This window comes from Pseudomonas sp. Irchel s3f10, assembly GCF_900187515.1.
GTDB classification, from domain to species: Bacteria; Pseudomonadota; Gammaproteobacteria; order Pseudomonadales; family Pseudomonadaceae; genus Aquipseudomonas; species Aquipseudomonas tensinigenes.
In genome coordinates this window covers 1-24,253 of record NZ_FYDZ01000025.1, presented here as the reverse complement: position 1 = coordinate 24,253, position 24,253 = coordinate 1, and the positions used below count along the sequence as shown (strand labels likewise).

Sequence of the window (24,253 nt, the reverse complement as noted above, 5' to 3'; positions counted from 1 at the left end):
CGCGATAGCGGTTTTCCAGATGTTGATGTGCTGACTGACACACCGCTATCGCGAGCAGGCTCACTCCTACAGGGGAAAGCGTTTCAACGCAGGAGATAGGGAATGTCGACTTTGACGGCACCGGTCGGGCAGTCCTTCTCGCACGGCATGCAGTACCAGCATTCGTCGAACGCCATATAGGCCTTCTGCGTCGCCGGGTTGATCGCCAGCAAATCCATCGGGCAAACGTCGACACACACGGTGCAGCCCTTTTCAGCGATGCATTTGTCCTCGTCCACGGTGACGGGCGCGTTGGAGCGGAAGAAGATTTCCTGAGCTTGATAGGCCATGGTTCGGACTCTTTGATTTATTGATGTATCAAGCGGCGAATGCACCGACCCGCAAACGGTCGTAAGCCTGCATTTCTTCAGCATCGAGCGGGATGATGTAAGGCTCGACGGCTTTCTTGAAACTGGTCATCTGGCCGTCATCGCCCTTCTTCAAATGGCAATGGCAGAACCATTCACTGTCGTTGCGCTGTGGGTGATCGACGCGATAGTGGTACAAGCCCCAGCGGCTTTCGGCGCGGAACAACGAGGCGCGCGCGGCCATTTCGGCACAGTCGCGAATCACGCTGGTTTCCATCGCGCGCATCAGTTCGTGGGCGTTGTTGGCCTTCATCTGCTCGAGATCGCGCTCGATGTCGCTGAAGCGTTGCAGGCCGATCTGCATCTTCTTGGTGACTTTCGGCGGTTGCAGGTAATCGTTGACGAAGCGCCGCAGCTTGTACTCGACCTGGGCCGGCGGCAGACCGTGTTCGCGATCCAGCGGGGCGTAGACCCGGGCCTTCTCCTTCTCGATCTGCTCGTTATCCAGCGCAGAAAACTCGCGGCCGGCGACAAAATCTGCGGCGTTATGCCCGGCGAACCAGCCGTAGGTGAAGGCACCGAGCATGTAATTGTGCGGCACGGCGGCCATGTCACCCGCCGAGTACAAGCCTTTCACCGAGGTCTCGGCGCGTTCATTGACCCACACGCCAGACGCCGAGTGGCCGCTGCAAAAACCGATTTCGGAGATGTGCATTTCGACCATCTGCGTGCGGTAGTCGGTGCCACGATTGGCGTGAAACTGACCGCGACTCGGCCGCTCGTTGCTGTGCAGGATTTCCTCGATGTTCTGGATGGTTTCCTCGGCCAAGTGATCGAGCTTGAGGAACACCGGGCCGTTGCCGCTCTCCAGTTCCTGGTGGAACTCCCACATCATCTGCCCGCTCCAGTAGTCGCACTCGATGAAGCGTTCGCCCTTGTTATTGGCGGTGTAGCCACCCAGCGGGCCGGTGACGTAGGCGCAGGCCGGGCCGTTGTAATCCTTGATCAGCGGGTTGATCTGGAAGCATTCGAGGTTGGCCAGTTCGGCGCCGGCGTGATAGGCCATCGCGTAGCCGTCGCCGGCATTGGTCGGGTTTTCGTAGGTGCCCATCAAATAACCCGAGGACGGCAGCCCAAGGCGCCCGGCCGCGCCACAGGCGAGAATCACCGCTTTGGCTTTGATCACATGGAAGTCAGCGGTGCGGCAATCGAAGCCCATCACACCGTTGACGGTGCCCTCCGCGTCGGTCAGCAACCGCGTGCAGACGAGGCGATTGGTGATGCTCACCCGCGCACGTTTCAACTGGCGATAGAGGACTTTTTTGATGTCGTGCCCTTCCGGCATCGGCAGCACGTAGGCGCCCATGTGGTGGACTTTTTTCACCGCGTAATCGCCGGTTTCGTCCTTCTCGAACTTCACGCCCCAGCGGTCGAGCTGTTCGATGGTTTCAAAGCTGTGCGTTGCGTAGGCATAAACGGCGGCCTGATTGACGATGCCGTCGTTGGCGATGGTGATTTCCTTGGTGTACTGCTCAGGCGTCGAGTGGCCGGGAATGATCGCGTTGTTCAGGCCGTCCATGCCCATGCTGATCGCGCCGCTGCGTTTGACGTTGGCCTTGTCGACCAGCAACACGCGCAGATCGCGGTTCTTTTCCTTGGCCTTGATCGCGGCCATCGGGCCTGCGGTGCCGCCGCCGATGACGACGATGTCGTATTCCTGTTCGAGCACGTTGCGGGTCATGCCTGCTCCCCTTTTTGCCGGTCGATACGCAGGCGGTACTGGAACGCATCGCCACGATAGTAAAGGTGTTCGAAGTCCAGCGGCTGGCCTTGCGCGTCGTGCGTCAGACGCTCGATACGCATGATCGGCGAGCCGGCCTCGACGTTCAGCGCCTGGGTCAGGTCGCTGTCAGCGAGCACCGCGTCGATGGCCAGATCGGCGTGGCCGAGGGCGATGCCGCAATCGTTTTCAAGGATCAGGAAGATGTCGCGGGTGACCAGATCGGCCTTCTCCAAGCGCTCGCCGACGGCTTTGGGCAGGTAGGTGATTTCCAGCGAGATCGGCTCGCGGTTGATCAGCCGTACACGTTTGATTTGCGTGACGATCTCGCCCTCGGCGACTTGCAAACGCTCGGCGACGCGCTTGTCAGCCGGGATGAATTTAAAGCTGCGCAGGCGGTTGATCACCTCATAGCCACGCCCGGTCATCGACTCGGCAAGGCCTTGCAGGCTGCTGACGTTCTGAAAGGTTTTCGGCTTGGCGACGAAGGTGCCTTTGCCGTGGATCTTGAAGATCAGCCCTTCTTTTTGCAGATCGCCGAGCGCCTGGCGCACGGTGATGCGGCTGACTTTGAACAGTGCACCGAGTTCGCTCTCGGAGGGCATCTGGCTGTCTTGCGGGTATTCGCCGTCGAGGATCCGCGCACGAAGGACGTCGCGCAGCTGGGTGTGCAGCGGGACACTTGATAAGGAGAGCGGGCTTAAGGACAGAACGTTATCGGTCATCACGGGATCACTTGTTATAACGAGTTATGACGTGATCTTAGAGTTGTTATGACGAGGTTGAGAAATACCGAATGGGCATAACCTTAGATGCTTCACACGATCGCTTTTTGTAGGAGTGAGCCTGCTCGCGATAGCGGTCGGTCAGTCATTGATGTGTTGTCTGACACACCGCTATCGCGAGCAGGCTCACTCCTACAGGGGAATTGTGTGCTACTGGCGTTTGAGGATCTGGTCCATGACCCAGTCGGTCTTGAGGGCTTGTTCGGCGACGGCGGGGTGTTGTGATTCGCCACGAATATGCGCATTCATGCCCAGCACGTGATGCCACTGAATGTGCTCGTGATGGGGGATTTCCAGGCTGATGTGTTCATCGGCCTGCAACTGCACCGGATGTTCATCAAACACCGAAAAACTGATCCGCCCAAGGCTGCCGATGATCTCGACCCGATCCTCACGTCGATCCGCGACAAAGCTCCAGCAGCCCATGCCCAACGCGCCTGACGCGAAACGCCAACTGGCGCTGACCGCGTCTTCTGCAACATACAACCCGGCCTGACGCGCGGTGAAACCGGCGATGTCGACAATGTCGCCAAGCAAATACTGGAACAGGTCAAAGCCATGACTGGCCAGATCAGCGAAGTACCCGCCACCGGCTACCGCCGGATCGGTGCGCCAGTTGTCGCGACCGTCCAGATCTGCCGGCGATGGCGCTTTGGTCAGCGTCCAGCTCAAGTGCCGCACGTCACCAATGCGTCCCTCCTCCAACCATTGCCGCACCTGCGCAAAACGCGGCAATGAGCGACGGTAGTAGGCAACGAACAGGTGCAAACCGGCCTCGGCAAACGCCTGTTGCATCTCGCGACTTTGCCCGGCGTTCAGCGCCATGGGTTTTTCCACACAGCAATGTTTACCGGCCGCGGCGACTTTCAGGCTGTAGGCGTGGTGGCTGTCGGGTGGCGTGGCGATGTATACCGCATCCACCTCGGGATCGTTGATCAGCGCATCGACATCGGTGTAGACCCGGGTGATGCCATGGCGCGCGGCGTAGTCAGTCACCGCCTCAAGCCGTCGGCCCATCACCGCCACCAAGGCCGAACCGGGCACCTTGTAGAAGGCCGGCCCGCTCTTGCGTTCAGTGACATCACCGCAACCGATCATACCCCAGCGCACCACGTTCATTTTTCAGTCCCTTTTTTTCAAGATCAGCCAATGCGCAAAGCGCGCAAATCGAGGTGACCGTCCTTCAGCGGCGGGCACCAGTAGTAGCCGCCAGTAATCGGTCGGCTGATGCGATACAGGCCGTCGGTGATGCCGTCTTCCAGACCGCTCATACGGCGCAGTTGCGCTTCGAAGGCATCCAGCGAGAAACCGAAAGCGAGGAACATCAGGCCGGCGCGATCACCTTCGATCCACGGCATCGAGCGGCGCACGACAAACGCTTCCGGGGCGAAGCTTTCCTGCGCGGTGCGTTTGACGTGGGCGGAGATTGGCGCATCGTCAATCTCTTCGTTGTCGCTGAGGCGACGGCCCATGATGCTGTCTTTGTCCTCGGACGAGAGTTTGTGGAAACCCTTGAGGTCGTGCTGCCACTGCTGGATCGCGGCGAAGCTGCCGCCGATCATACCGTCAGTGCCTGCACTTTGCAGAGCGGCGGCGATGGCGGCTTCGTCGTGCGGGTTTTCGGTGCCGTCTTCATAGCCGGTCAGATCGTGGCCGTCCTTGTGGCGGAAGGCTTCCTGCATTTCTACCAGGCGCAGGGCCGGGGCCAGTGCAGCTTCGAGGGCGTTGCAGCGGTTGAGCAGGTCACCACGGTCGACGCCGTGCAGCCAGACCCACAGCGCGTGTTGGGTCGACGGGTTCTCGACGCCGACACCCGTCATGGCCGGAAAGCTGCGCAGGCCGTCGATCTGCACGTTAAGGGCTTTGGCCAGGGATTCGCCGAAACCGACCACCGCCGACTGGCCGTCCACCTGATTGATCAGGTTGTCGATCGCCTGCGGCAGGGTTTCCACCGACTCAAGGGCGAAAAACAGGTGACGTGCTTGCGCAGGAACTGGGGTGGCGAGAATGCCCGGCTGGTAGTAACTCATGTGAACTCCTTGGGAAAGTGCGCGGGAGTTTACCTGTGGCCGGAGGGTTTGTGTGGGTTTGGCGGGAGTCAAAAGCCCCCTCACCCTAGCCCTCTCCCGGGGGGAGAGGGAACTGATTGGGGGATGCTGTGGAGATACGCCGACTTGAAAGTGCTGTACCGAATCCATAATCGACAAAAATCTTTCAGGTCGATGTATGACGAAAGACACTGCGGTCGGCCCAATCTCTCAAGTCCATAATCGACACAATTCTTCAGGTCGATGTAACTCACAAGACACCGCGGTCGGCCCCCTCTCCCTCTGGGAGAGGGCTGGGGTGAGGGTTAGCGTCATTACGCCAGGCGCTAGGGCTCAGCCCCGTCCAACGCTTGAACGCCCGGCGAAAACTGCGCACATCGCTGTAGCCGACTTCCTCGGTAATCCGCTCGATCGGCATATCGGGATTGGCCAGCAAACTCAGGGTCCGCGCCTGCCTCACCTGCTCCAACAAAGCCTCAAACGTCAACGCATGCTCGGTCAGCCGCCGGCGCAACGTACGGCTACTCATATTCAAATCGCCAGCAATCTTTTCGATGTGACTGCCGCTACTCAAATCCGCGCAATCGCCCGTTCCACAGCCTGAATCAAATCAAGTTTCTGATGCACTTGCGCCGCTTCCAGCTCCAGCAATGCAACGGCCTGACGCAGCGCCAGCGAATGATGATTGGGCAGATTCACGTCCAGCCACTGCGCATCGATCAGCATGCGATTGTGCAGACAGCCGAAGCGCACCTCCGGCCCGAGCAAACGCTGGTATTCGCTCAGATAATCCGGCGCGGCATGCACGAATTCCACGGCAAGCGCCTTGAACTCGGCCCCCACCAGCGCGCGGCCGTACACCAGCAAACTGGCAAAAAACTCCTCGACTGCAAACACCTGTACATCAGCGAACGGCAAGCGGCATTCAGCATCGAGATGCACCTGCCCGTCGACCACATCAACACTGGACACCACAATCCCGCCCGAGGTGTGTTGATGACGAATGCCTAGCGCAAAGGCATCACGCAAGGTCTTGCACAGCGACAACACATGCCCAAGCAGACCCAAAGTACCGAGTACGTTCTGCGCGCCGACCCACAATCCCAACCCCTGATTGGGCAGCACTTTGAGCGCGCGCTGAATCATCGCCACGGCTTGGCGATAGGAAATCCGCTGCGCCGGATCCTGCAGATCCTCAAGGGTGAAACCCAGGCCACGACACAGGCTCTGGGGATCGATGCCTTTGTTCTGTGCGACTTCAGCGAGGGTTTGCAAAAGAAATGGCGAGACCAGCGCCAGTTCGAAGGTCGGGTCTTGGACTTTTACGTTCATGGGGGCTGACATTCCGGATCACGCTTGATTGTTATTTTTGTAACCGGTTATGTCGAAGGAAGTTAGCACAGGGTGCGCGAACTGTCCGCAGATGCCCCCCTCGGTGTCCGCCAATACCCTGCCCCAACGTACGCCAAACGCTTATTTCTAGCGTACCGGCGCTCCGAGCGACCGGTACCAGGTCCCAATCACAATAATAATGAGGACAGTCATGAGCCAGAACCGTGCAACATCCTTCTTGCCGCTCGCCCTTTTCATCGCGGGTTGCCCTCTGACGTTGCCCGCCCTGGCCACCGAAGCCGGCGTCGACAACATCGGCACCGGCACCGACGGTTTCTTCATGCTGCCGCTGGAAGTCGACAGCCTTCCGCAGAACATGGTCGCGTTCAACCTCTACTACAACCATTACAAATCGACCAAGCTCAACATCAGCTCGCTGGGTGGCAAGGTGCCGAATGTCGAGATCGAATCCACGGCCGTGATTCCGCGCCTCGATTATTTAAGCCCGGTGCGCGTGTTCGGCGGACGTCTGGCCGGGTACATCGCCCAGCCGTGGTTGAAGCAGGAAGTCTCGGTGTTCGGCTTGAGCGACACCCGCGAAGGCATGGGCGATACCACCTTCGCGCCGATCATTCTGTGGGACATGGGCAAAAACCTGACCCTCGGCGCCGCCGTGGAAATCACCGTGCCCACCGGCGAATACAGCGTCGATCGACTGGCCAACACCAGCAACAATTTCTACACCTACAAGCCGCTGTTCTCGTTCACCTGGCTGCCGACTGAACGCACCGAAGTCTCGATGAAGACCACCTACAGCTTCAACGAGAAGAACAAGGACACTGACTACAAGTCCGGGCAGATCTTCCACTTCGATTATTCGGCCAGCTACAAGATCACCGACGACCTGATGCTCGGCGTCAACGGCTACTTCCTCAAGCAGACCACCGACGACAAACAGTTCGGCCACACCGTGCAGTTTGCCGGGCAGGACGTCGATGATGGTGTGCGCGGCAAGGTGTTCGCGATTGGCCCGGCGCTGCACTTCACCTTTCTCAAGTACGCCAGTGCGGAGATTCGCTGGGCCAAGGAATTTGATGTGGAGAACCGCCCGGAAGGCGAAATGTTGTGGGCGAAGGTGAGTATTCCCTATGCGTTCTGAGTGTATTTGTAGGAAAGCGCACCTGGATTTGTAGCCTGAAAACCTGAAAAACGCATGGGTGGAATACGCCTACAGCGACGGTCGAGATTACCGGACAACAGGGGGAAACGTCTGGCAGATTTAAAGGGTGCGCTTGCAGATACTGGGCTCCGTTATCCCATGGTTGCTCAAGGGCTCATGGGGTGCATCGTCTGCCAGTGACGACAATGGACCATGTCCCCCCTTAAACTGCCGAGATTGATCACGGAGATCACTATGAGCATATTACTTTCCCCGTTTTACTCTGACTTCGAATCCGAAGAAGAGGCCGAGAGCTACGATCGCTGGTTTCGTGCAGAGGTACAGGCTGCACTCGATGATCCTAGTCCTGGTATTCCCCATGATGAGGCTATGGCGATGCTCGACCAGATGCTGGAAGAGATGCGCAGGAAGCGCCGCTCTGCTGCTTGAATGGAGCAGCAAGTCCTCGCGTCAACTGGCTGACATCTTCAAATACATCGAGCAACACAACACCAACGCTTCAATTTCGCTAAGACACAAGGTTGGTGCGGCAGCACAACGGCTTTCATCAATACCTTACGGTTACCGACCTGGCCGAGTGCCTGGTACTCGTGAGATGGTGATTCATCCGAACTATCTGCTGGTCTATCGAGTGAATGGGCGCATCAGAATACTGAGGGTGCTTCACGCCCGGCAAAAATACCCTTTAACTTCATCAACATAAAAAAGGGCGACCAACCGGTCGCCCAAACGTACTACACGAGAGTCTTTTACAACGACAGTTGCCCACGTTCCTCCTCGGTCAACTGCTGCTTCGCCTGTTCATCCAGCGCCCCGGCGCCCAACACCTGCACCGGGCTGTTCGGGTTGTAACCCGGTGCCGGCGCACGGCTGGCGCCATCGCGGGACGGCGCGAGTTGTTCGTTGCCGAAACTCAACACCTGCACGGTGAATACAGAAGCCTGATTCTGCCGCGCAGCCGCTTGCTGCTGACGGGCGACATCTTCCGCCGCCTGCGTCGCCGACGATGCCGCCGAACTGGCCGAAGTAATCGCCCCGGTATTCACCGCCGACACTACCGGCACACCGGTCGCCTTGCCCTGCACCGAAATGTTCGCGGCGTTGACCACCGTCAGCGCGGCGATGTTGACGTTGCCCGACACGCGAATCCCCGCCTCGCCGGCATCGATGGTGCCCAGTGGCGCGATCAGGTCGATGTCGCCCGGTGCCACTTCGGCGATCGGGTTGAGCGTGGCGATACCGGCGCCGGTGCTTGGCACCGACGGCGACAGCGTGACGTTGCCCCAGGTGTCGTAGACGCGTTTCGGCGGGGCGTAGACCACGGTGGTTTTCGAGCCACGACCGGCGTTGATATCGCCCTCGGCCGACCAGCCGAGAATCGAACCGCCGAACGTGGTCATGATCCGGCTCTGGCCGAGCAAAATGCTGCCCTGCGAATAGAGCTGAATATTGCCCGACCCCTGAGTGATGATCCCCGCCGTCGATGGCGGCGCTGCGCCTTCGATGCCAAACACCTGACCGCCGCCCGGGGTGAGCATCTGGATGTCGCCGCCAAACAGAGTCTTGACCCCTGCTCCGCCGTACAGCGTGATGTCGCCATCGTAGCGGATCGGATTGCCCGCCACATCGGTGGTCGGGAACAACGCAGCGATGGCGTTGCGACCGCGCAGATAACTGCCAGTACGCGGGCCGTCGACATCGTTGTATTCCAGGCCACCGGCACGCAGTTCGGCGAAGTACACCTGCCGCGCGAAGATCGCCTGTTCGGCACTCGGCAGTGCGGCGTAGAACGCTTGCGCCTGCTCATCACTGCCTTTGAAGCCGTAACCGAGGGTCAGCCAGCTCTGCAGTTCGTCCAGGTACGTCTTGACCACTTTGCCCGGTTGGCCGTTGAGAGAGACCTGCGAATCAGCAACGTTCTGCGGGTTGAGGTAGCGCGCGATGAACCGTGAGTAATCCAGCCCTTGCGCACCGACACCGGCCTGCAGCACCACACTGGCACCCGGTCGGCTATCGCCTGCCAGCACCGGCCCGATGCTGGTGATGCTGGCACGGTCCTCCATCAGGAGGTTGCGCCCTGCGCTGACGTCAAGCACACCTGGGCCGGCGATATCGAAGCTGCTGTAGAGAATGTCGCGCCCGGCCGCAACCCGCGACACATCGTTGGGCCGGTTGTGAATGAACAGGTTGCCGGTGGATCTGATCTCGTCGCCGTTGTAGCTCAGTACTTCATTCGGTACGGCTGTTGGCTGGCCCAGATAAGTGCCCGAGGCGACGAGGTCGCGCCCGGCGAGCATCCACACAGGCCCTGCCGCTTCGTACCAGGTGCGCTGCTGTACGCCGGACCTAAAGAATGTCAGCGTCTCGCCACTGCGGACTCCGACCAGATCTCCGGTCAACGCGTAAAACCGTGCGGGCCCTTGCACGCCACTCAACCCGGAATAGCTATTGGCACCAAACGCAAATAATGGGTAGCGCGCGTTGCGTTGCGTCGCCACGCCGTCAACGCTGTTATTGGTCATGAGCGGCCTGTCCGCGCTGTTGCTGGCGAACCCATTGAAGGACGGCGCAAATGGCGAAGTAATCGCCGCTGGACTGGCGCCTGACTGATTGATCGCATAACCGCCGGCATAGATCGAATCGCCTGCCAGCAGTTCCAGCTGACCGGAGCTAGACGGTGCCAACAGCAACGAGTAGCCCTCGGCCGGCGGAACATTGCCCGTGCCATAAGCGGCCGAGGATCCCGCGTAAATCGAGCCTTTGGCAGCCACGGCACGCAGGATCGACGGATAGACGAAGCGACCGTCAGTGGGTGATGTATTGGATGTGGAAACCAACAGATTGTCCGATTCGGCCAACTGCGTGCTGGGTGTGAGGTTGCCCCCCGCCGAAAACAGATCGATCGCAGTGTGATCGGTCCACAGCGAGAAACCGGTCAATCCGCCGCCTGCATGGCCCACCCCACTGGCGTCAGTAAAGGCTGTGGAGTTTTGCAAGCGCACGCGCCCCGGATCTGCTGCACCGCCCAACACCAGGTCACCACGGGTGCTCAGGCGCATCCCCGAATCTCCCGGCATCAGTACCAGACCGCCGGAGGCACTGCCCAGGGTCGATTTGAATGGATCGTATGCACGGACTTCGCGCGAATCCTGATCCAGGGAAAACGCACCGTACTGCAGATTGACGCCGCCCACGGCACTGGCACTGATTTGCGCTGCGCCACGCAAGTTGATCACCGCGCCTTGCAGATCATGGCGCGGCGCTTGCGTTCCGGTTTCTCCCGCCCGGGCTTGTAGCGAGGGGTTGAGCGAACCGCCGAGACGCATGTCGATATCGCCACCACCGGTCAGTTGCAGGCTGCCATCGCTGCCCACTCGCCCGGTGCTGCCCACGGCGACGATCAGGCCCTGGCCACGCGGATAAAGATTACTGCGGCCATCACCGACCGGGTCAAGCATGCCACCGTCTGCGCCAGCGCGCAGGCTGATGTTACCGCCGCCAAGAGTGCCGAAACCCGTAAAACCCACCAGATACGGCGCGGTACTCCTGCTCGAATCCGCCAACGGCTGACTGGCATAGCTGCCGAAGTTGATCCACCAGGCGGTCGGTATTTCGTCGTTCCCCGTACCCTGACGCCACAGCCAGTTGCCAACGGCAACGCTTGGCACCTGCTCTGGGGTTTCCATCGCGATACTGGTCGCACGTCGCCCGACGACATCGCCGGAAACAGAACCGCCGGCGCCAATCGTGAGGTTACCACCCAGTTGCGGATACCAGGCCTGATACAGACTGTCGCTACCACCATCTACCCATTTTTCGTTATCACTGCCCGCGCTGCCCAGCACCGAACCATCGTCCGATAAACGACCGCGCGGCTGGTTGTAACGCGCGTCAACATCGCTGGATGGGGTACCCGCGGTGTACACCCCGAAAGGTGATTCCATGCTCAGATTGCCAGCGGCCATCACGTCCAGATCGGCGGCGCCGGTTCGCAAAACGCTGAACATCTGCGAATGAGTGGAGACCGTGGTACCGCCTACGTTGGCGGCGCAATAAGCAGGGTCAATATCACACCAGAACAGATCGTCTTCGCTGACCGGCGACCCGGCCGGTGCGCCCATCGGATTGCCGTCCGTCCAGAGGAACTTGGCGGGCGCGACACAGACACCCGGGATCGCGTCGCACCAGAACATTTCATCTTCCTTCACCACCTCCCCGGCCGGGTACCCCAACGCATTGTCGACCGCCCAGGTGGTGTCGAGGGTTTTCGTGGTGACGACCATGCCGTAATGCGTATCCGCCAGTCGCAAGTGACCTTCGCTGGTGAGCGGTTTCACGGTGCGACTGTCGGCAGCATCAAGATCCGCCCCCGCCACTACGCGCATCGACCACGAGGTGCTGCCCGACGGCAGCATGCTCGCCAGGGCCCAGTTGCGTCCCTGCTGCGTGCCGTTCAACGGACGCAAATCGATGAACGCTGTGCCGTCGGCCAGCACCACGTCGGTCATCGACGGAATCAGCGAGCCGCGCAACAACGCCAATGCACCGCTTAATTTCACGCCAACGATTTTGTTGTCGGCAAACGTGCCAGGCAATGGCACGCCCTTGGGCCAGAGCATCGCCTGCATGGCGGTGGCCACGTTCAACCGCGTCCCGGCACCGAGGCGGCTGCCCGCCGGCAAGGTCACGTTGTCGCTGAGCAAGGTACCGGCGGCGTACAGCAGGTTGCCGGCGGCGTCATACACCGCACCGGCCAGGACTGTGCCGCCCGTCAGTGTGTAAGGCCCGGCGAGGATGCCCTGGGTTGGCAGCAGCGTGCCGCTGGCCAGCGTCGCGCCCTGTATCGGCAAGTCGTAATTGAGCGTCGTGCCGACCGGGAACGAGGTGCCTTCTGCCAGCGTTACCCCGGCGCCCGGAACGATCAGGTCACCACCAAAGGGCTGGATGCCCGGCACCAGTTTCCACCCGGCGTCGTCAACGGTTTCCGGCGGCGGCGCGAAGCCGTCGTTGATGCTGCCGTAAATATCCAGATTGCCGCCGGCGCGGATCAGCAGGCTGCCGGATTCGCCCGAACCATAAACAGCGGTTTTTTGCGTGTGCGGATTCAGACTGGCGTAACGGTAAGCGGACAGGTCCAGATCGCCCTGCACCACCAGATCGCCGTCGGCGGTTTTGCTGGCGAGCTCGACGCCTGGGCGTAGATGGAACGCATCGCTATAAGCCGCGTTATTCAATCCGGCCAGTTTGCGTTGCAGCAAATCGCCGTTGCCCAGCGCCGCATCGATGAACGCCGTGCTGTCGCCATGGATACCGTCCAGATAAGCCTGATCGATCACCTGATACGGGCGCCCGCTGACGGCGGCATCGGTGCCGTCGGCTGCATCGGTGTAGCGGCGCATGGCGTTCAGGCCGATGGAACGCGCGCCCTGAATGTTCAGCACACCGCTGGCTTCGATGGCGATGTCGTCGGCGCCGATACGCGGTGCATTGAGCTCCAGCGCACCGCGCGGCAGACCATCGTTGTGACCGGCTGCGCTGCCAAGCGGCGCGTCGGTGCCGTGGCGCAAATCGATCCGTGCGCCTGACGCCAGCGTCAGCAAACCATTGCCGGAATCGAGTTCGACCATGGCGCGGTTGGGGGCATCGATGATCTTGCCGTAGCTGTCGACACGCAGCACGCGACCATGGGCATCGAGCACGGCATTGCCAGTCAGAGTCAGACCGTTATTGGCGGACAGACGAATGCTGCCGACCCGCTCACCACTGGCGTCGATCAGGCCGGCCACGGTCAGACTGCCGTTGTCCACCGAGACATTGACTTCACCGGCCTTGAGCCCGTCGCCGAGCACCAGGCTGCCCTGCTTGAGCTGGAAGCTGCGGCTGCCGAACACCTGCCCGGCGTTCAAGCGCTGGTTCAGCGCAGCGAAGTCCTGGTTCAAATCGTCGCCCAGCCGTTGTGCGCGAATGTCCACGCCACCGGCCTTGTACGGCACCTGCGTGCCACCGGCATCGTAGTAACCGCTGCTGGCACCGAGGATCTCGCCTTGCAGATCGACCACCCCGGCATCCGCTGCCAGCGCCACCGCACTGAGATTGCCGGCCTGGTTGTTGTGCGCCGACAGATCGATACGTGAACCGGCTGCCTGGCGGATATTGCCGTGGCTGCTGTACAGCGCCACATCGCCGCCCCAGCTGTATTTGCTGACGTCATTGAAGGGCAAGGTACGCCCGGCCAGGTCCAGGTACGCGGCGTTGGTCAGGGTCAGATCGTTCTCGGACTTGACCACCAGTTTGCCGCTGGCCAGTGCAATGCGACCGTCGAGCAGCACATTGCGCCCTTCAAGCGTCAACTCCGCACCCAAGGCATCGGCCACCGCAGCATTCGCAACGCCACTCACCGTCAGGTCGTCGCCCGCCTTGAGCAGGTTGACCGAGGCCGCTTCACCAGTGAGCAACGGCGTGCGCAGATTGAGGTTGCCGCCACTGTAGACGTAGCCGGAAATCGGGTCGTAAGCCCCTTGCGCCAGATACACCGCAAGACTGCCCTTGTGGTTGGCGGTGATGCGCTCGCTGGCGTTGAGGTTGACGTTGGCGAAACCCAACGCCAATCGGTTGTTCTGATCCAGGCCGTTGGGTTGCGGGTTCGGGCCATAACCGAACTCGATGCGTTGCGCCTGAATGTCCAGTGTGCCGCTTCCAGTCCCGGCGCCACCACTGGCCACCGCGCCCGGCGCCTGGGTTGCACCGTTCCAGATCAGGTTGGCGGTGCGAATGGTCGCCACATCGCCAGCCTCGCCCCAGCCATAGACGGCGGGCGTGGCCAATAAAAGGTTCTGCAAGCGACTGACGCCGGTCTGCGGGTCAAGCGTATCGAGGCTGACGTTACCGAAGAAGTTGAACGCGTCGCGAGTGGTCAGACTCAGGGTTTCCAGTGCCGGAGCACCGAACTGCGTATCGCCGCGCAGCAGGCGATCGAGCACGTTCTGGTTCAAGGTCAGGCCACTGGGTACGCGACCTGCCGCGGCCAGCGCCTCGGCGCTACCGGCATTGACCGCGCCGACGGCCAGCGCCAGGTGACGGGTGCCGAAGCGCACGGATTCGTTCAGTTCGAACTGGTTATCGGTGGCAGCGGTAATGCTGCCATTGGAATAGAGCAACGTTGGCTGAGCGCATGGCTGCGCAGCGCACGTACCGATGCGGATGCTGCCCGGGCCTTCCGAATAGGTGGCGACCGTCGGTGCGAGCGTGCTGGTCCAACCGTTGGACACGACCAACAGACTGGCGGAACCCGGCTGATAAATGAAGCCGTCGGTCGAGTCGTAAGGCGCATCACCGCGGCCGAGGGTGTTGATACCGGCCCCCGCTTCCAGCGTGATGCCACCGTCGACTTTGTCAGTGCGCAACAGCACTTCCGGTGCCGATAACACTGCGCCTTCACGCAGAGTGATGTTGGCAGCCGAACCCTCAAAGCGAATGAAGTTACCCGCCGAGCCGTATTCCACCGTCGGCGTGGCGCCAAGGCTCAGCCGTCCGGCTTCGAGCCGGTCAAGGCTGCCGGCGTACAGCGAAATCCCGGTAAACCCCGGCGTGCGCGAGCGGCCTTCACCGAGCACCTCCAGGTCCTGGGCCAACACAACAGCGCTCCCGGCCACGCCGCCTTTGCTCGGGGCAAACAGGGCCTGGCCCTGAAAGTTCATGTCGATATCGTGCGTGCCACCGGCCACCAATTGCACGTTGAGCGATTTCGCATCCATTGGCGCCAACGCACGTGGCACACCTCGACGGGCCGCATCGCTTTCGATGAACTGGGTGAAGCTGGTTTCGTTGTACTGCGAATAGCGACGCAGAACATCGGCCGACGTCAGGATCACCTGGCTCGGCAGACTGTCGCGCACACCGCTGTTGGCAATCGACATCAGCCCGGCACTGGACCACGAACCATTGCGCATTTTCAACGCGCCGCTGGTCATGCCCGGCGTCGCCTGGCCGTTGACCTCGACCCGGAACGCGCCGGGCAACAAGGCAAAGGTTGAAGGCAGCAAGGTGTAGGTGCCGGCGGCCAGGCCAGGAACACCGGCGCCGACGGTAATTTGCTGGCCAATGCGCGGATCGCTTGCGCCGGCCTCGGCGAGTGCCGGTGCAAAGGCACTCTGGTTGCCTGGCACAATGGCGTACACCGGGTTACTGCTCAGGCCCGGCAAACTGAATGTGCCATCGGCAGCGTTGCGCACCAACGGATTGAATCGGGCATCGGTGGAGCCGCCGCGCCCGGAGACAAAACCGGCGCCACGCAGATCGCCGCCGCCTGACAAGTCAATCAACGCGCCGCCCTGCACATCGACGTACTGCCCGGTAAGGACCACGCCATCCAGAGCACTGGCGATCCCGTGCAACACCACGGATTTGCCGTCGTAGCGATAGTCGATACCGTCGGTGGTACCGCCATACGGCATGACCAGGCCAGCGCCGCTGACCGACGTGACACTGCCGGGCAACAGGCGCAGCTCCTGGGTTTTGCCCAGCGAGTTCTCGCCCAATCTGATCAACCCCAACGGGGCGCGGATGACGCCGCCCTGCTCGATCTTGCCGGCAACCAGCAGCAAGTTGCCGAACGCGGAATACGGCAAGGCCTGCGGTGCCTCGCCATGGCTGCTGATACGCAAGGTGCGCGCAAGTTCCGGGACGGCCGTATAGCCCTGATAACCGACACGGACATCGGCCGAAACACCCGTGGCCGGATAAATCTGCGCAGCGCGCAAGTCGAGATCACCGGGTGTCCACAAACGCGAGCTGCGTTCGTTATCGTTCGGCGCGAGAAAACGCATGTCGCCACGACTGTCGAGGGTGACCTGGTCGAAGCCACGACGGCTGACGGCAGCGGCCGGCGCGTCGAGCTGCGCGATCGTCCCTTCGGTGCCGAACGACAAGGTGTTGCTCAGATCAAGCAGGTCAGCGGTGGCGGTGAAGCGGGCGTTCGACAGCTGAGTGGTCGCGTTGGCCAGCACCCGTGGACGCATGCTGACATCCGAAGGCACGTAGAGACCCAGCCCCGACAAGCGCATGTATGGCGCGGCCAGATTGATCCGCGTCGAGTCGCTGGCGGCCTGCGCCAGCGAGATCGAGCCAGTGTACAGATTCAGGCTTTGATTCATGCGCAGGTCGACGTCGCCGGCGAATGTGAGCAAGCCGTTACTCAACAGGCTCAGGTGATCGAAACCACCCGACATCAAACGCTCCGCGCTCAAGCGGGTCTGACCGTAACGCAACTGCGCCGCGCCTTCGCCGGCCTGCAGATGCGCCGGCAGCAGCGAGCCATCCGAGCCTTGGCTGATGATCATTTCGCGGGGCGCACGCACTTCGTTGCTCGCCAGATTCATCTGGTAGAGCGGCGCGTCCTGAACAATCTCCAGACGTCCACCCGACGCGCCGACGCCACCCGCTGCAGCCTGCAACTGACCGTCGAGGAACACGCCATTGTAAGAACTCAAGGCAATGCGCCCGCCATCGGTGGCGACGTCGGTCGGTCCGCCCCCGGCGACATCCAGAACCGCGTGCGTACCGGAGGCGTCCAGGCGTGCACCGTCGCGCACAATCACGTAAGCATCGGCCGACGTCGCGGTGATTTTCTTCGAATCAATCTCGCCGCCGAGAATAATGCTGCCGCCTTTGCCGATCTGGCCGTAAACCCGACCCAACGCATCCACGGCAGTGTAGGCGCGACCGGCAACATCCAGCACCGCGTCTTCGCCGATCCAGATAGAACGGTTGTGGGCCTGCGGGTCGGCGTTCTGTGGCATGGTCGCCGCGTCCAGCGAGCCAAACTGTTGCTGACGAATATCGAGAGTGCCGCCCCAGGCGTTCAATTGCCCGTCGACCGTAATCTGTCCGGCACCGCGCAGTTTGATGCGCTGCCCCGGGTCGACGCTGATACGTGCACCGTGGCCGATGGACAGCGGACTGCTCGCCGGGTCAATCAGCGCTAACTCACTGGAGCCGGCCTGGAGAGCCAGACTGGCGCCGCCACGCTGGGTCAGAACGCCTTTGGCCGGGTTCTCCTGAAACAGCGTGGGGGTCCACAATTCGAGGGCGGTGCGCGGATCGGCGCCGCTGGACTGGTTCGGCGCCGCATCGCCGAAACGGTAGACCGGCATCACCACATCGATCTGCGCACCATCAGCGACTTTCAGTCCGGTCAGGCCGGTGACGCTGTAACTGGCAAAACCGCTGCTGAACAGACTCGATGCCAGTTGCAGCGTATTGTCGCCGTGTGCGGCGCCGGTTCCACCGATCAAAACGTTGCCGGACTGAATCGTCAGACTGCCGCCGCCGGTGATACCGTAGCCACGCACGTCGCCATCAAGCATCAATTGTGACGACGCCGAACGGGTCAGCGGACTCGACTCCAGCGTAATGTCGCCGCCCTTGCCGCCGCGCGTCTTGCCATTGGCCAACAGCGCCCCACCGGACGACACGTCAAGCAGACTGCCACTGCCCAGGTTGACGCTGCCGGTACTGCGCACAGACACCACGCCGCCATTGAGGTAGGCCAGACTGTTCACGTCGTCCGGATCGGTACGCAGATTGCTCCACAGTCCGCGGGCATCGAGCTGCACGCCTTTGGCCACCGTGACACCGACAGCCGTCCCGGCCGGTGCCGGCAACGCGGAATTGCCGGTCAGGATATCCCCCACATTCAAACTGCCGCCACGCGCAGTCAGGTTCGCATTGACCTGCACTTGTGGGCCGAACAAGGTGATGTCACCACCGGAATCAACGGCCAGCGCCTGATCGACAACAATGGTTTTCGCGGCAGAGACCTTCAACGCACCGAGCTGAAAGCCGTTGAGCATATCGCTGTCGAGAAACAACTTGCCGACCCGCTCCTGCGCCACGGCATCCGTCAGGCCGGGCGCTATGAGCGCCGCTGCGTGAGTGCCGCCGATCTGCACCTGGTCCAGTCGCGGATCGAGCAGGTACTGCAGGCCACCGGCGGTCGCCGACCAGGCCGGATCGTATTGACCCACGATCAATTGCGCCCGGCGAGCCCGTGCAATCTGACTCTGCTCATAGCCATCAAGCACCGCGCGGGGTGCTTGTGTCTGGCGCTCGCCCTGGAACACTTCGCCGAGAATCTGGCCATCGACCAGCGCGTTGCGGGTGGCAATCACCAATTGACCGGCATCGCGGCCGACGGTGTAGCCCGATTCCTGACGCGAGCCCGGTGCAATCAGCGGGTTGTAGAAAAACTGCGTCTGGCCCCAGCGCTCGCTGCTGTCTTCATAGCCTTTGTACAACCCGGTATAAAGCAGATCCCCCGGCGCCCGTGAGACTTCATATAAATGCCCGTCGGCGCCTCGCAACCAGCTCTGCCGGATCTCGCCGCTCTGCACGTCGAGGGTGCCGCCCGACAAGTTGATCAGCGAACCTTTCTCGGTGACCACATCGTTGCCGGCAAAATTCACCGAACCGCCCTGCGCCATCCATTCACCGATGCCGTGGCCCTGAGTGCCGAGATAGCCACCGACTTCCAGCAGACCTCCGGCCGTGTACCAACGGTCTGTAGCGTAACCGTTGGTGCCGGCCGGCACGTACACCAACTCACGCACATCGACCCAGATGTCGTTGCTGTTGAGCGCGCCGCCCTCGCGGTTGACCGGCGCATCGCGTTGCTCGTTGCCCTGCACGTTGATCTTGATGTTATTGGCTTCCATCGCCACCTTCACCCCGACAGCGCCGGACACATCAATCAACGCGCCGTCGCGCACCAGGCTGCGACGCCCCGCCGATACAGCGACCTGGCCACCGGTGGCGAGGGTGATCGAACCGTTCTGAAACTCGACGCTGCCGCCACTGCCGATGTCGATGCGCGACTGATCACCACGGATGCGGTTGTTGGCACTGACGGCCTGTAGCGATGCGTCACGCTGACTGTCGAGCGCGGTGAGATTGCTGCTATCGAGCATGATCGCGGTGACGCTGCCCTGAGCGAGCGTGACGCTGCCAGCGTTGTCAGTCACCGGGTTGAGCAAGTGCACAGTGCCGCGCGTGGCCACTGACGTGCTCGCCAGCAACACACCGTTTTGCAGCACCTCATGGCCGGTCAGCGTGATGTCGCCGGTGGCGGCCTGGATCAAGCCATTGTTGCTGACCTTGCCGGCCACGGCGCCGGTCTTGAAGCCCGGCGTGACTTCGTTGCCGAAGGTCGTGGACACGGCGTTGCCATCGGTACCTGAACCCTTACGGATGTAAAAGCGATCGCCTGCACCGAGCAGCGTCTGGCCTTTGGGGGTGCCGATGTTGCCATCGTTCTGCACCTCGTTGCCCAACAGCAAGGCGTAGCCCCCAGCGTCCGTCGACGCCTTGGGCGCATGGGTCTGGATACTGGCGCCACGCTCCACCAGCACCTTGCCAGCTGCGTCAGTGAAGGTCGGCTGGGTGGCGGTGCTGTCGAAGTACAGGCCCCGGTCGCGGAACTGGATATCGGTGATGTTGGCTGCGGCGGCTACCAGATTGCGTACATTGACCTGGCTGCTGCCGCTGAACACGATGCCGTTGCGGTTGATCAGCATCACCGTGCCGTCGCCCTTGATCTGCCCCTGGATCTGGCTCGCACGCGCGCTTGGGTCGTTGACCCGGTTGAGGACTGCCCAGTTGGATTGCTGAGCGAATTCGACCGTGGTGTCGCGGCCGACGTTGAAGGTTTCCCAGTTGAGAATCGCCTTGTCGGCGGTCTGCTCGATCTTCACCGTGGTCTTGCCGTCAGCCAGAGTCTGCTGCGGCCCCTTGGCGTTCAGCCAACCCTGGCTGAGGCTGTTATCGACCTTCAAGCCGCCCTCGCCCAATCCATCCGGCACGTTTTGCACACTGCCCAACGCCACCGCACGCCCGGCCGCCTGAGCCGCCTGCTGTGCGGCAATTGCCGCCACGGTGTTGTTGAGCGTCTGCAACGAGCGCTGCAATTGCTGATTGGCTCGTTGCTGCTGGGCCAATGGTGGCGTCATCCCCGGCAACCCGCCAACACTCGGCCGCGCTGCCGCCGCTTGTTGTGCGGCGCCCTTGGCGGAAAACCAGCTGGAACTGAACGCCGTTTGCGCCTGCGCACTGCCCGCCACCAGACACAACGCCACCGCGTGCGCCAGTGGCTTGAGCAGCCACAGCGCCGGATCGGCGACCTCACGCTTGAGCATCGGGGCACGGGTACTGCGACGGGATGGGCGAGCGAGCATCACTACGAGATCCTTTTTGATTGCCACACAAAGCTGCAGGCCAGCTAAAACCTGCTGTTACGACATAGGCAGTTGGCGAGGGGCGCGACCGAACGGATGTCACACAAACTTCATGATTGAGGTGTAACTGCGCGGTGTAGCGGAACTGGCAGCCTTTGGATCAGGCTGCCGAGAGGCTCGAAGGAAACAACGACCTACAACGGACGACCTATGCCGGTGCAAACATTCGGGTTGTTGATGTCCAGGTTGTTGCCGGTGGTGTTGGTAATGAAGTTGGCGGTGACTGCTCTTTTCCAGATGGAGGGGATTGGCGCGAACCCATGGGCCACAGTCGCCAGTGCATTGCCCGGCAAACTGTAGTGGGTGGTCAGGAATGCTCGAATATTCGCAGCCACACCGCCATCGAGGTAACACTGGCTAAAAATCAAATTGCTATAACCCGAGATTGGATAACCGGAAGCAGGATTGGCGACGACAGGCACCCATTGCTGTGGATTACCGCTGGCAGAGTTGGTCGGCACAAACGCTGACGACAACGCCAGAACCACATTGGCAGTCGTTGCCTGGATACCGTTAATGCGCGCCACTAGCGCATTGTTTTTCGCATCCACACCATCCGGTCCCATGTAACCGATCGATCCATCGAAATAGCTCACCGTCGGCAAGACGTCGCTATCTACGTCGACTCCTATCCAATTGATGGGTAATTGAGCCCCGGATGGCAGGCGCGCCTGCGCAAAGTTCGTGCTCACCAAAAACGCCGAAGGACAAATGGCGTTCAAATGCCGACTCATCATTTCCGTCGTGCCACTTGAAGTCCGCCGGTAGATCACGCGGATTGGCGTAGCGTCGGATGTGCCCAGTAATGAGCCCCACGTCGATTTATTACCCGAAAACACATCACACAGTTGAGCGCTGCTCAGGTTAAGCGCCGTGACACCCGCTTTCTTGTAAGGGATGACCACCGCGGTGGCTACAGATGGCACCTGGATCAGCGGGCCATAAGCAGCGCCGAAGGAGGAGTTGTAGTAGCTGATTTCAGAAGGCGTGAGAATCGAGTCGCTACCCGCAAAATGCACAGCGCCGGTGGTGCCAAATTGCGCAGCGTTATTGCTCAGGAAAGCGCTTTTGCCGATGCCGCTACCGGTCACGGCGTAGCTGAAGTTGGCAGGCAGGATGCTGTTGGCGGAACCTTTGTACAGCGCAGCAGGAAGCGAGGCGCCACCACCGGTCACCGCCATGACCTGACTGGACAGCAGCGCGACAACAGCCAAACTTGCAACTTTGCAGGTCCGTTTGAACATGATGAGCTCCTTGTGCGAAATCTCGGATTTTTGTCTAAAAAAAATGGCAGCCCCCAAGGGACTGCCATTCCTGTTGCGGCTTACAAAGTGATGCTTACAAAGGACGACCCACAGCGTTGCAGACGCTGGCGTTGTTGATGTCCAGGTTGTTGCCGGTGGAGTTGGTGACGAAGTTGGCGGTTACAGCGGTTTTCCAGTTGGTTGGAACCGGAATGAAACCGTGAGCGGCAGTGGCCACGGCGTTGCCCGGAGTGCTGTAGTGCTGGGTCAGGAACGCTTTGACATCAGCAGCCACGGCTGCGTCCTTGTAGCACTGGCCGAAGATGAAGTTGGTGTAAGCAGCCATTGCATAACCGCTGGACGGGTTGGCAACCACAGGGGACCACTGCGCCGGGTTGGCCGCGTTGGTTGGCAGTGGAGCCGAAGCCAGAGCCGTGTTGACGTTGGCGCTGGTTGGCTGAACGCCATTGATACGCGCAACAACAGCGTTGCTCGCAGCGTTGACACCGTCCGGACCGACATAACCGATGGAACCGTCAACCGCGTTGACTGCTGGAGCTACGTCAGCGGTATTGGCCACGCCTACCCAGTTCGACGGCACAGCGGAACCTGCTGGCAGACGTGCGTTGGTGAAGGTGGTGTTGACCGCGAACTTGGTCGGGCAGATCGAGTTCAGGTGACGGCTGAGGATTTCGGTGGTGCCGCTCGAAGCGGTGCGATAAACAACGCGGATCGCGGTAGTGTCGGAGGTACCCAACAGCGCGCCCCAGGTAGTCTTGGTGCCCGACAAGGCATCACACAGTTGCGCGCTGGTCAGGTTAAGGGTGGTGTTGCCGGCCTTTTTGTAAGGGATGGCAACCGAAGTGGCGACAGATGGCAGTTGGATCAGCGGACCAAACGAAGCGCCGAAGTTGGTGTTGTAGGTGCTGATTTCCGAAGCGCTGAGGATCGAGTCGCTACCGGCGAAATGCACAGTGCCAGTGGTGCTGAACTGTGCGGCGGTGTTGGTCAGGAAAGCACTTTTGCCGATGCCGCTACCGGTTACGGCGTAGCTGAAGTTGGCAGGCAGGATGCTGTTGGCAGAACCTTTGTACAGAGCGGCAGGCAGTGAAGCGCCACCACCGGTTACGGCCATGGCCTGGGCGGATGCCAGAGCGGCGACGGTCAGTGAGGCTGCGATCAGAGTGCGCTTGAACATGAAGAATCTCCTTTTCAACTAGGTTTGGGAACACAGGTTTTCGGGTGACTTGCATGACACTGGGAGGACTCACCGGGGCCCTCGCTAGCGTTGGCCTTGGTTAAGTCGCACTGAGAAATTCGCAGTTTCCGGTGACAGATAAAGGAAAAAACCTCGGGAGGTGAGCGGTGTTTCTGAAGGGATTTTCTCGGGTGTTTGTCGGGTGTCGTGCAGCGTCTGGATCGGGGGTTTGGCGGAATCGGGCTGGAGGCGTTGGCGCGTGGTTGCAGATGACAGAAAGGAGAACCCGAGGATGGTTCATTTGAGGGTCGGGTGATGCTGAAGTGCTGGAAAAAAGATTGGATTATTTGTTGCCCTCGCTGGCCCCTTCGCGAGCAGGCTCGCTCCCACATTTGAAATGCGTTCCCCCTGTGGGAGCGAGCCTGCTCGCGAAGGGGCCGGCCCAAACACCACCAAAACATCAGAAACACCACTACTGGACCAGTTGATTGATCTCAATGATCGGCAACAACACCGCCATCACAATCACCAGCACCACCCCGCCCATGACCACGATCATCAGCGGCTCCAGCAATGCGGTCATGCCCATCGCCCGGCGTTCGATATCCCGTGACAGGGTTTGCGCTGCGCGTTCGAGCATCGGTGGCAGTGAACCGGTTTTTTCACCGCTGGCGATCAAATGAATCAGCACCGGCGGAAACACATTCTCCACGCGCAACGCGGCCGCCAGGTTCACACCCTCACGCACCTTGGCCGTGGCCTCAGTGACGCTCAAACTCAAGCGGTCATTGGACAAGGTCTGCCGCGCCGCCTCCAGTGCGCGTAACAATGGCACACCGGCGCCGCCGAGAATCGCCAACGTCGAGGCGAAACGCGCAGTGTTCAGCCCCAAGATGAAACGCCCGAACAGCGGCAATTTCAGCACCCGATGATGCCAACTCAAACGCGCCGCCGGATTGCGCAGATACAAGCGCCAGCTCCAAAACGCCCCGGCGATCAGCGCCGCACACAACCAGCCCCACGCACGAATGAAATCGCTGGCATTGAGCATCG

The 24,253-nt window shown here is 61.0% G+C and carries 12 protein-coding genes and 1 pseudogene; 3 read left to right on the top strand and 10 right to left on the bottom strand.

Going from position 1 to position 24,253, the window contains the following annotated elements; genetic code table 11:
- Positions 1 to 83 precede the first annotated feature (83 nt).
- The 6 genes and pseudogenes from CKW17_RS28955 to CKW17_RS28930 all read right to left on the bottom strand — a co-directional run bounded on the left by CKW17_RS28955 (position 84) and on the right by CKW17_RS28930 (position 6,292).
- Positions 84 to 329, bottom strand: coding sequence for a ferredoxin family protein (locus CKW17_RS28955; protein ID WP_003225615.1), 246 nt, complete (start codon positions 327 to 329; stop codon positions 84 to 86).
- A 28-nt stretch (positions 330 to 357) separates the two neighbouring features.
- On the bottom strand, positions 358 to 2,088 hold the full coding sequence (locus CKW17_RS28950; protein WP_095123327.1) for a fumarate reductase/succinate dehydrogenase flavoprotein subunit: 1,731 nt from the start codon (positions 2,086 to 2,088) through the stop codon (positions 358 to 360).
- Positions 2,085 to 2,852, bottom strand: a complete 768-nt coding sequence (locus CKW17_RS28945; protein WP_007918183.1) for a GntR family transcriptional regulator — start codon at positions 2,850 to 2,852, stop codon at positions 2,085 to 2,087. Before CKW17_RS28945 ends, CKW17_RS28950 begins: the two co-directional genes overlap by 4 nt.
- Before the next feature lie 210 nt (positions 2,853 to 3,062).
- The gene (locus CKW17_RS28940; protein ID WP_095123325.1) at positions 3,063 to 4,031 is read right to left on the bottom strand and encodes a Gfo/Idh/MocA family protein; all 969 of its coding nucleotides are present in this window, start codon (positions 4,029 to 4,031) and stop codon (positions 3,063 to 3,065) included.
- A 23-nt stretch (positions 4,032 to 4,054) separates the two neighbouring features.
- Positions 4,055 to 4,942: a Dyp-type peroxidase gene (locus CKW17_RS28935; protein ID WP_095123322.1), complete on the bottom strand. Its 888-nt coding sequence runs from the start codon at positions 4,940 to 4,942 to the stop codon at positions 4,055 to 4,057.
- Positions 4,943 to 5,210: 268 nt separating this feature from the next.
- Positions 5,211 to 6,292, bottom strand: a pseudogene (locus CKW17_RS28930) (AraC family transcriptional regulator).
- A 211-nt stretch (positions 6,293 to 6,503) separates the two neighbouring features.
- Between CKW17_RS28930 and CKW17_RS28925 the strand changes: the two are divergent.
- From CKW17_RS28925 to CKW17_RS28915, 3 genes are all read left to right on the top strand, one after another.
- Positions 6,504 to 7,451 (top strand): transporter, encoded by a 948-nt coding sequence (locus tag CKW17_RS28925; RefSeq protein ID WP_095123320.1) that lies wholly within the window; start codon positions 6,504 to 6,506, stop codon positions 7,449 to 7,451.
- 255 nt (positions 7,452 to 7,706) lie between these two features.
- Positions 7,707 to 7,901: a stability determinant gene (locus CKW17_RS28920; RefSeq protein WP_095123340.1), complete on the top strand. Its 195-nt coding sequence runs from the start codon at positions 7,707 to 7,709 to the stop codon at positions 7,899 to 7,901.
- Positions 7,834 to 8,175, top strand: a complete 342-nt coding sequence (locus CKW17_RS28915; protein ID WP_095123318.1) for a type II toxin-antitoxin system RelE/ParE family toxin — start codon at positions 7,834 to 7,836, stop codon at positions 8,173 to 8,175. The genes CKW17_RS28920 and CKW17_RS28915 overlap by 68 nt, the downstream gene beginning before the upstream one ends.
- 46 nt (positions 8,176 to 8,221) lie before the next feature.
- Here CKW17_RS28915 and CKW17_RS28910 read toward each other — a convergent pair whose 3' ends face one another.
- From CKW17_RS28910 to CKW17_RS28895, 4 genes are all read right to left on the bottom strand, one after another.
- Positions 8,222 to 20,698 carry a filamentous haemagglutinin family protein gene (locus CKW17_RS28910; RefSeq protein WP_095123316.1) on the bottom strand — a complete coding sequence of 4,159 codons (12,477 nt, stop codon included), beginning with the start codon at positions 20,696 to 20,698 and terminating at the stop codon, positions 8,222 to 8,224.
- A gap of 194 nt (positions 20,699 to 20,892) precedes the next feature.
- The gene (locus tag CKW17_RS28905; RefSeq protein ID WP_095123315.1) at positions 20,893 to 22,002 is read right to left on the bottom strand and encodes a substrate-binding domain-containing protein; all 1,110 of its coding nucleotides are present in this window, start codon (positions 22,000 to 22,002) and stop codon (positions 20,893 to 20,895) included.
- A 94-nt stretch (positions 22,003 to 22,096) separates the two neighbouring features.
- Positions 22,097 to 23,200 carry a substrate-binding domain-containing protein gene (locus CKW17_RS28900; RefSeq protein WP_034155650.1) on the bottom strand — a complete coding sequence of 368 codons (1,104 nt, stop codon included), beginning with the start codon at positions 23,198 to 23,200 and terminating at the stop codon, positions 22,097 to 22,099.
- A 472-nt stretch (positions 23,201 to 23,672) separates the two neighbouring features.
- On the bottom strand, positions 23,673 to 24,253 hold a 581-nt coding region (locus CKW17_RS28895; protein WP_176470069.1), incomplete at its 5' end, for a type II secretion system F family protein.

Coding starts and splice junctions, on each gene's coding strand:
- CKW17_RS28940 (WP_095123325.1), bottom strand. CDS start 4,031: ATGAACGTGGTGCGCTGGGGTATGATCGGTTGCGGTGATGTCACTGAA.
- CKW17_RS28910 (WP_095123316.1), bottom strand. CDS start 20,698: ATGCTCGCTCGCCCATCCCGTCGCAGTACCCGTGCCCCGATGCTCAAG.
- CKW17_RS28950 (WP_095123327.1), bottom strand. CDS start 2,088: ATGACCCGCAACGTGCTCGAACAGGAATACGACATCGTCGTCATCGGC.
- CKW17_RS28920 (WP_095123340.1), top strand. CDS start 7,707: ATGAGCATATTACTTTCCCCGTTTTACTCTGACTTCGAATCCGAAGAA.
- CKW17_RS28900 (WP_034155650.1), bottom strand. CDS start 23,200: ATGTTCAAGCGCACTCTGATCGCAGCCTCACTGACCGTCGCCGCTCTG.
- CKW17_RS28915 (WP_095123318.1), top strand. CDS start 7,834: ATGAGGCTATGGCGATGCTCGACCAGATGCTGGAAGAGATGCGCAGGA.
- CKW17_RS28925 (WP_095123320.1), top strand. CDS start 6,504: ATGAGCCAGAACCGTGCAACATCCTTCTTGCCGCTCGCCCTTTTCATC.
- CKW17_RS28945 (WP_007918183.1), bottom strand. CDS start 2,852: ATGACCGATAACGTTCTGTCCTTAAGCCCGCTCTCCTTATCAAGTGTC.
- CKW17_RS28905 (WP_095123315.1), bottom strand. CDS start 22,002: ATGTTCAAACGGACCTGCAAAGTTGCAAGTTTGGCTGTTGTCGCGCTG.
- CKW17_RS28935 (WP_095123322.1), bottom strand. CDS start 4,942: ATGAGTTACTACCAGCCGGGCATTCTCGCCACCCCAGTTCCTGCGCAA.
- CKW17_RS28955 (WP_003225615.1), bottom strand. CDS start 329: ATGGCCTATCAAGCTCAGGAAATCTTCTTCCGCTCCAACGCGCCCGTC.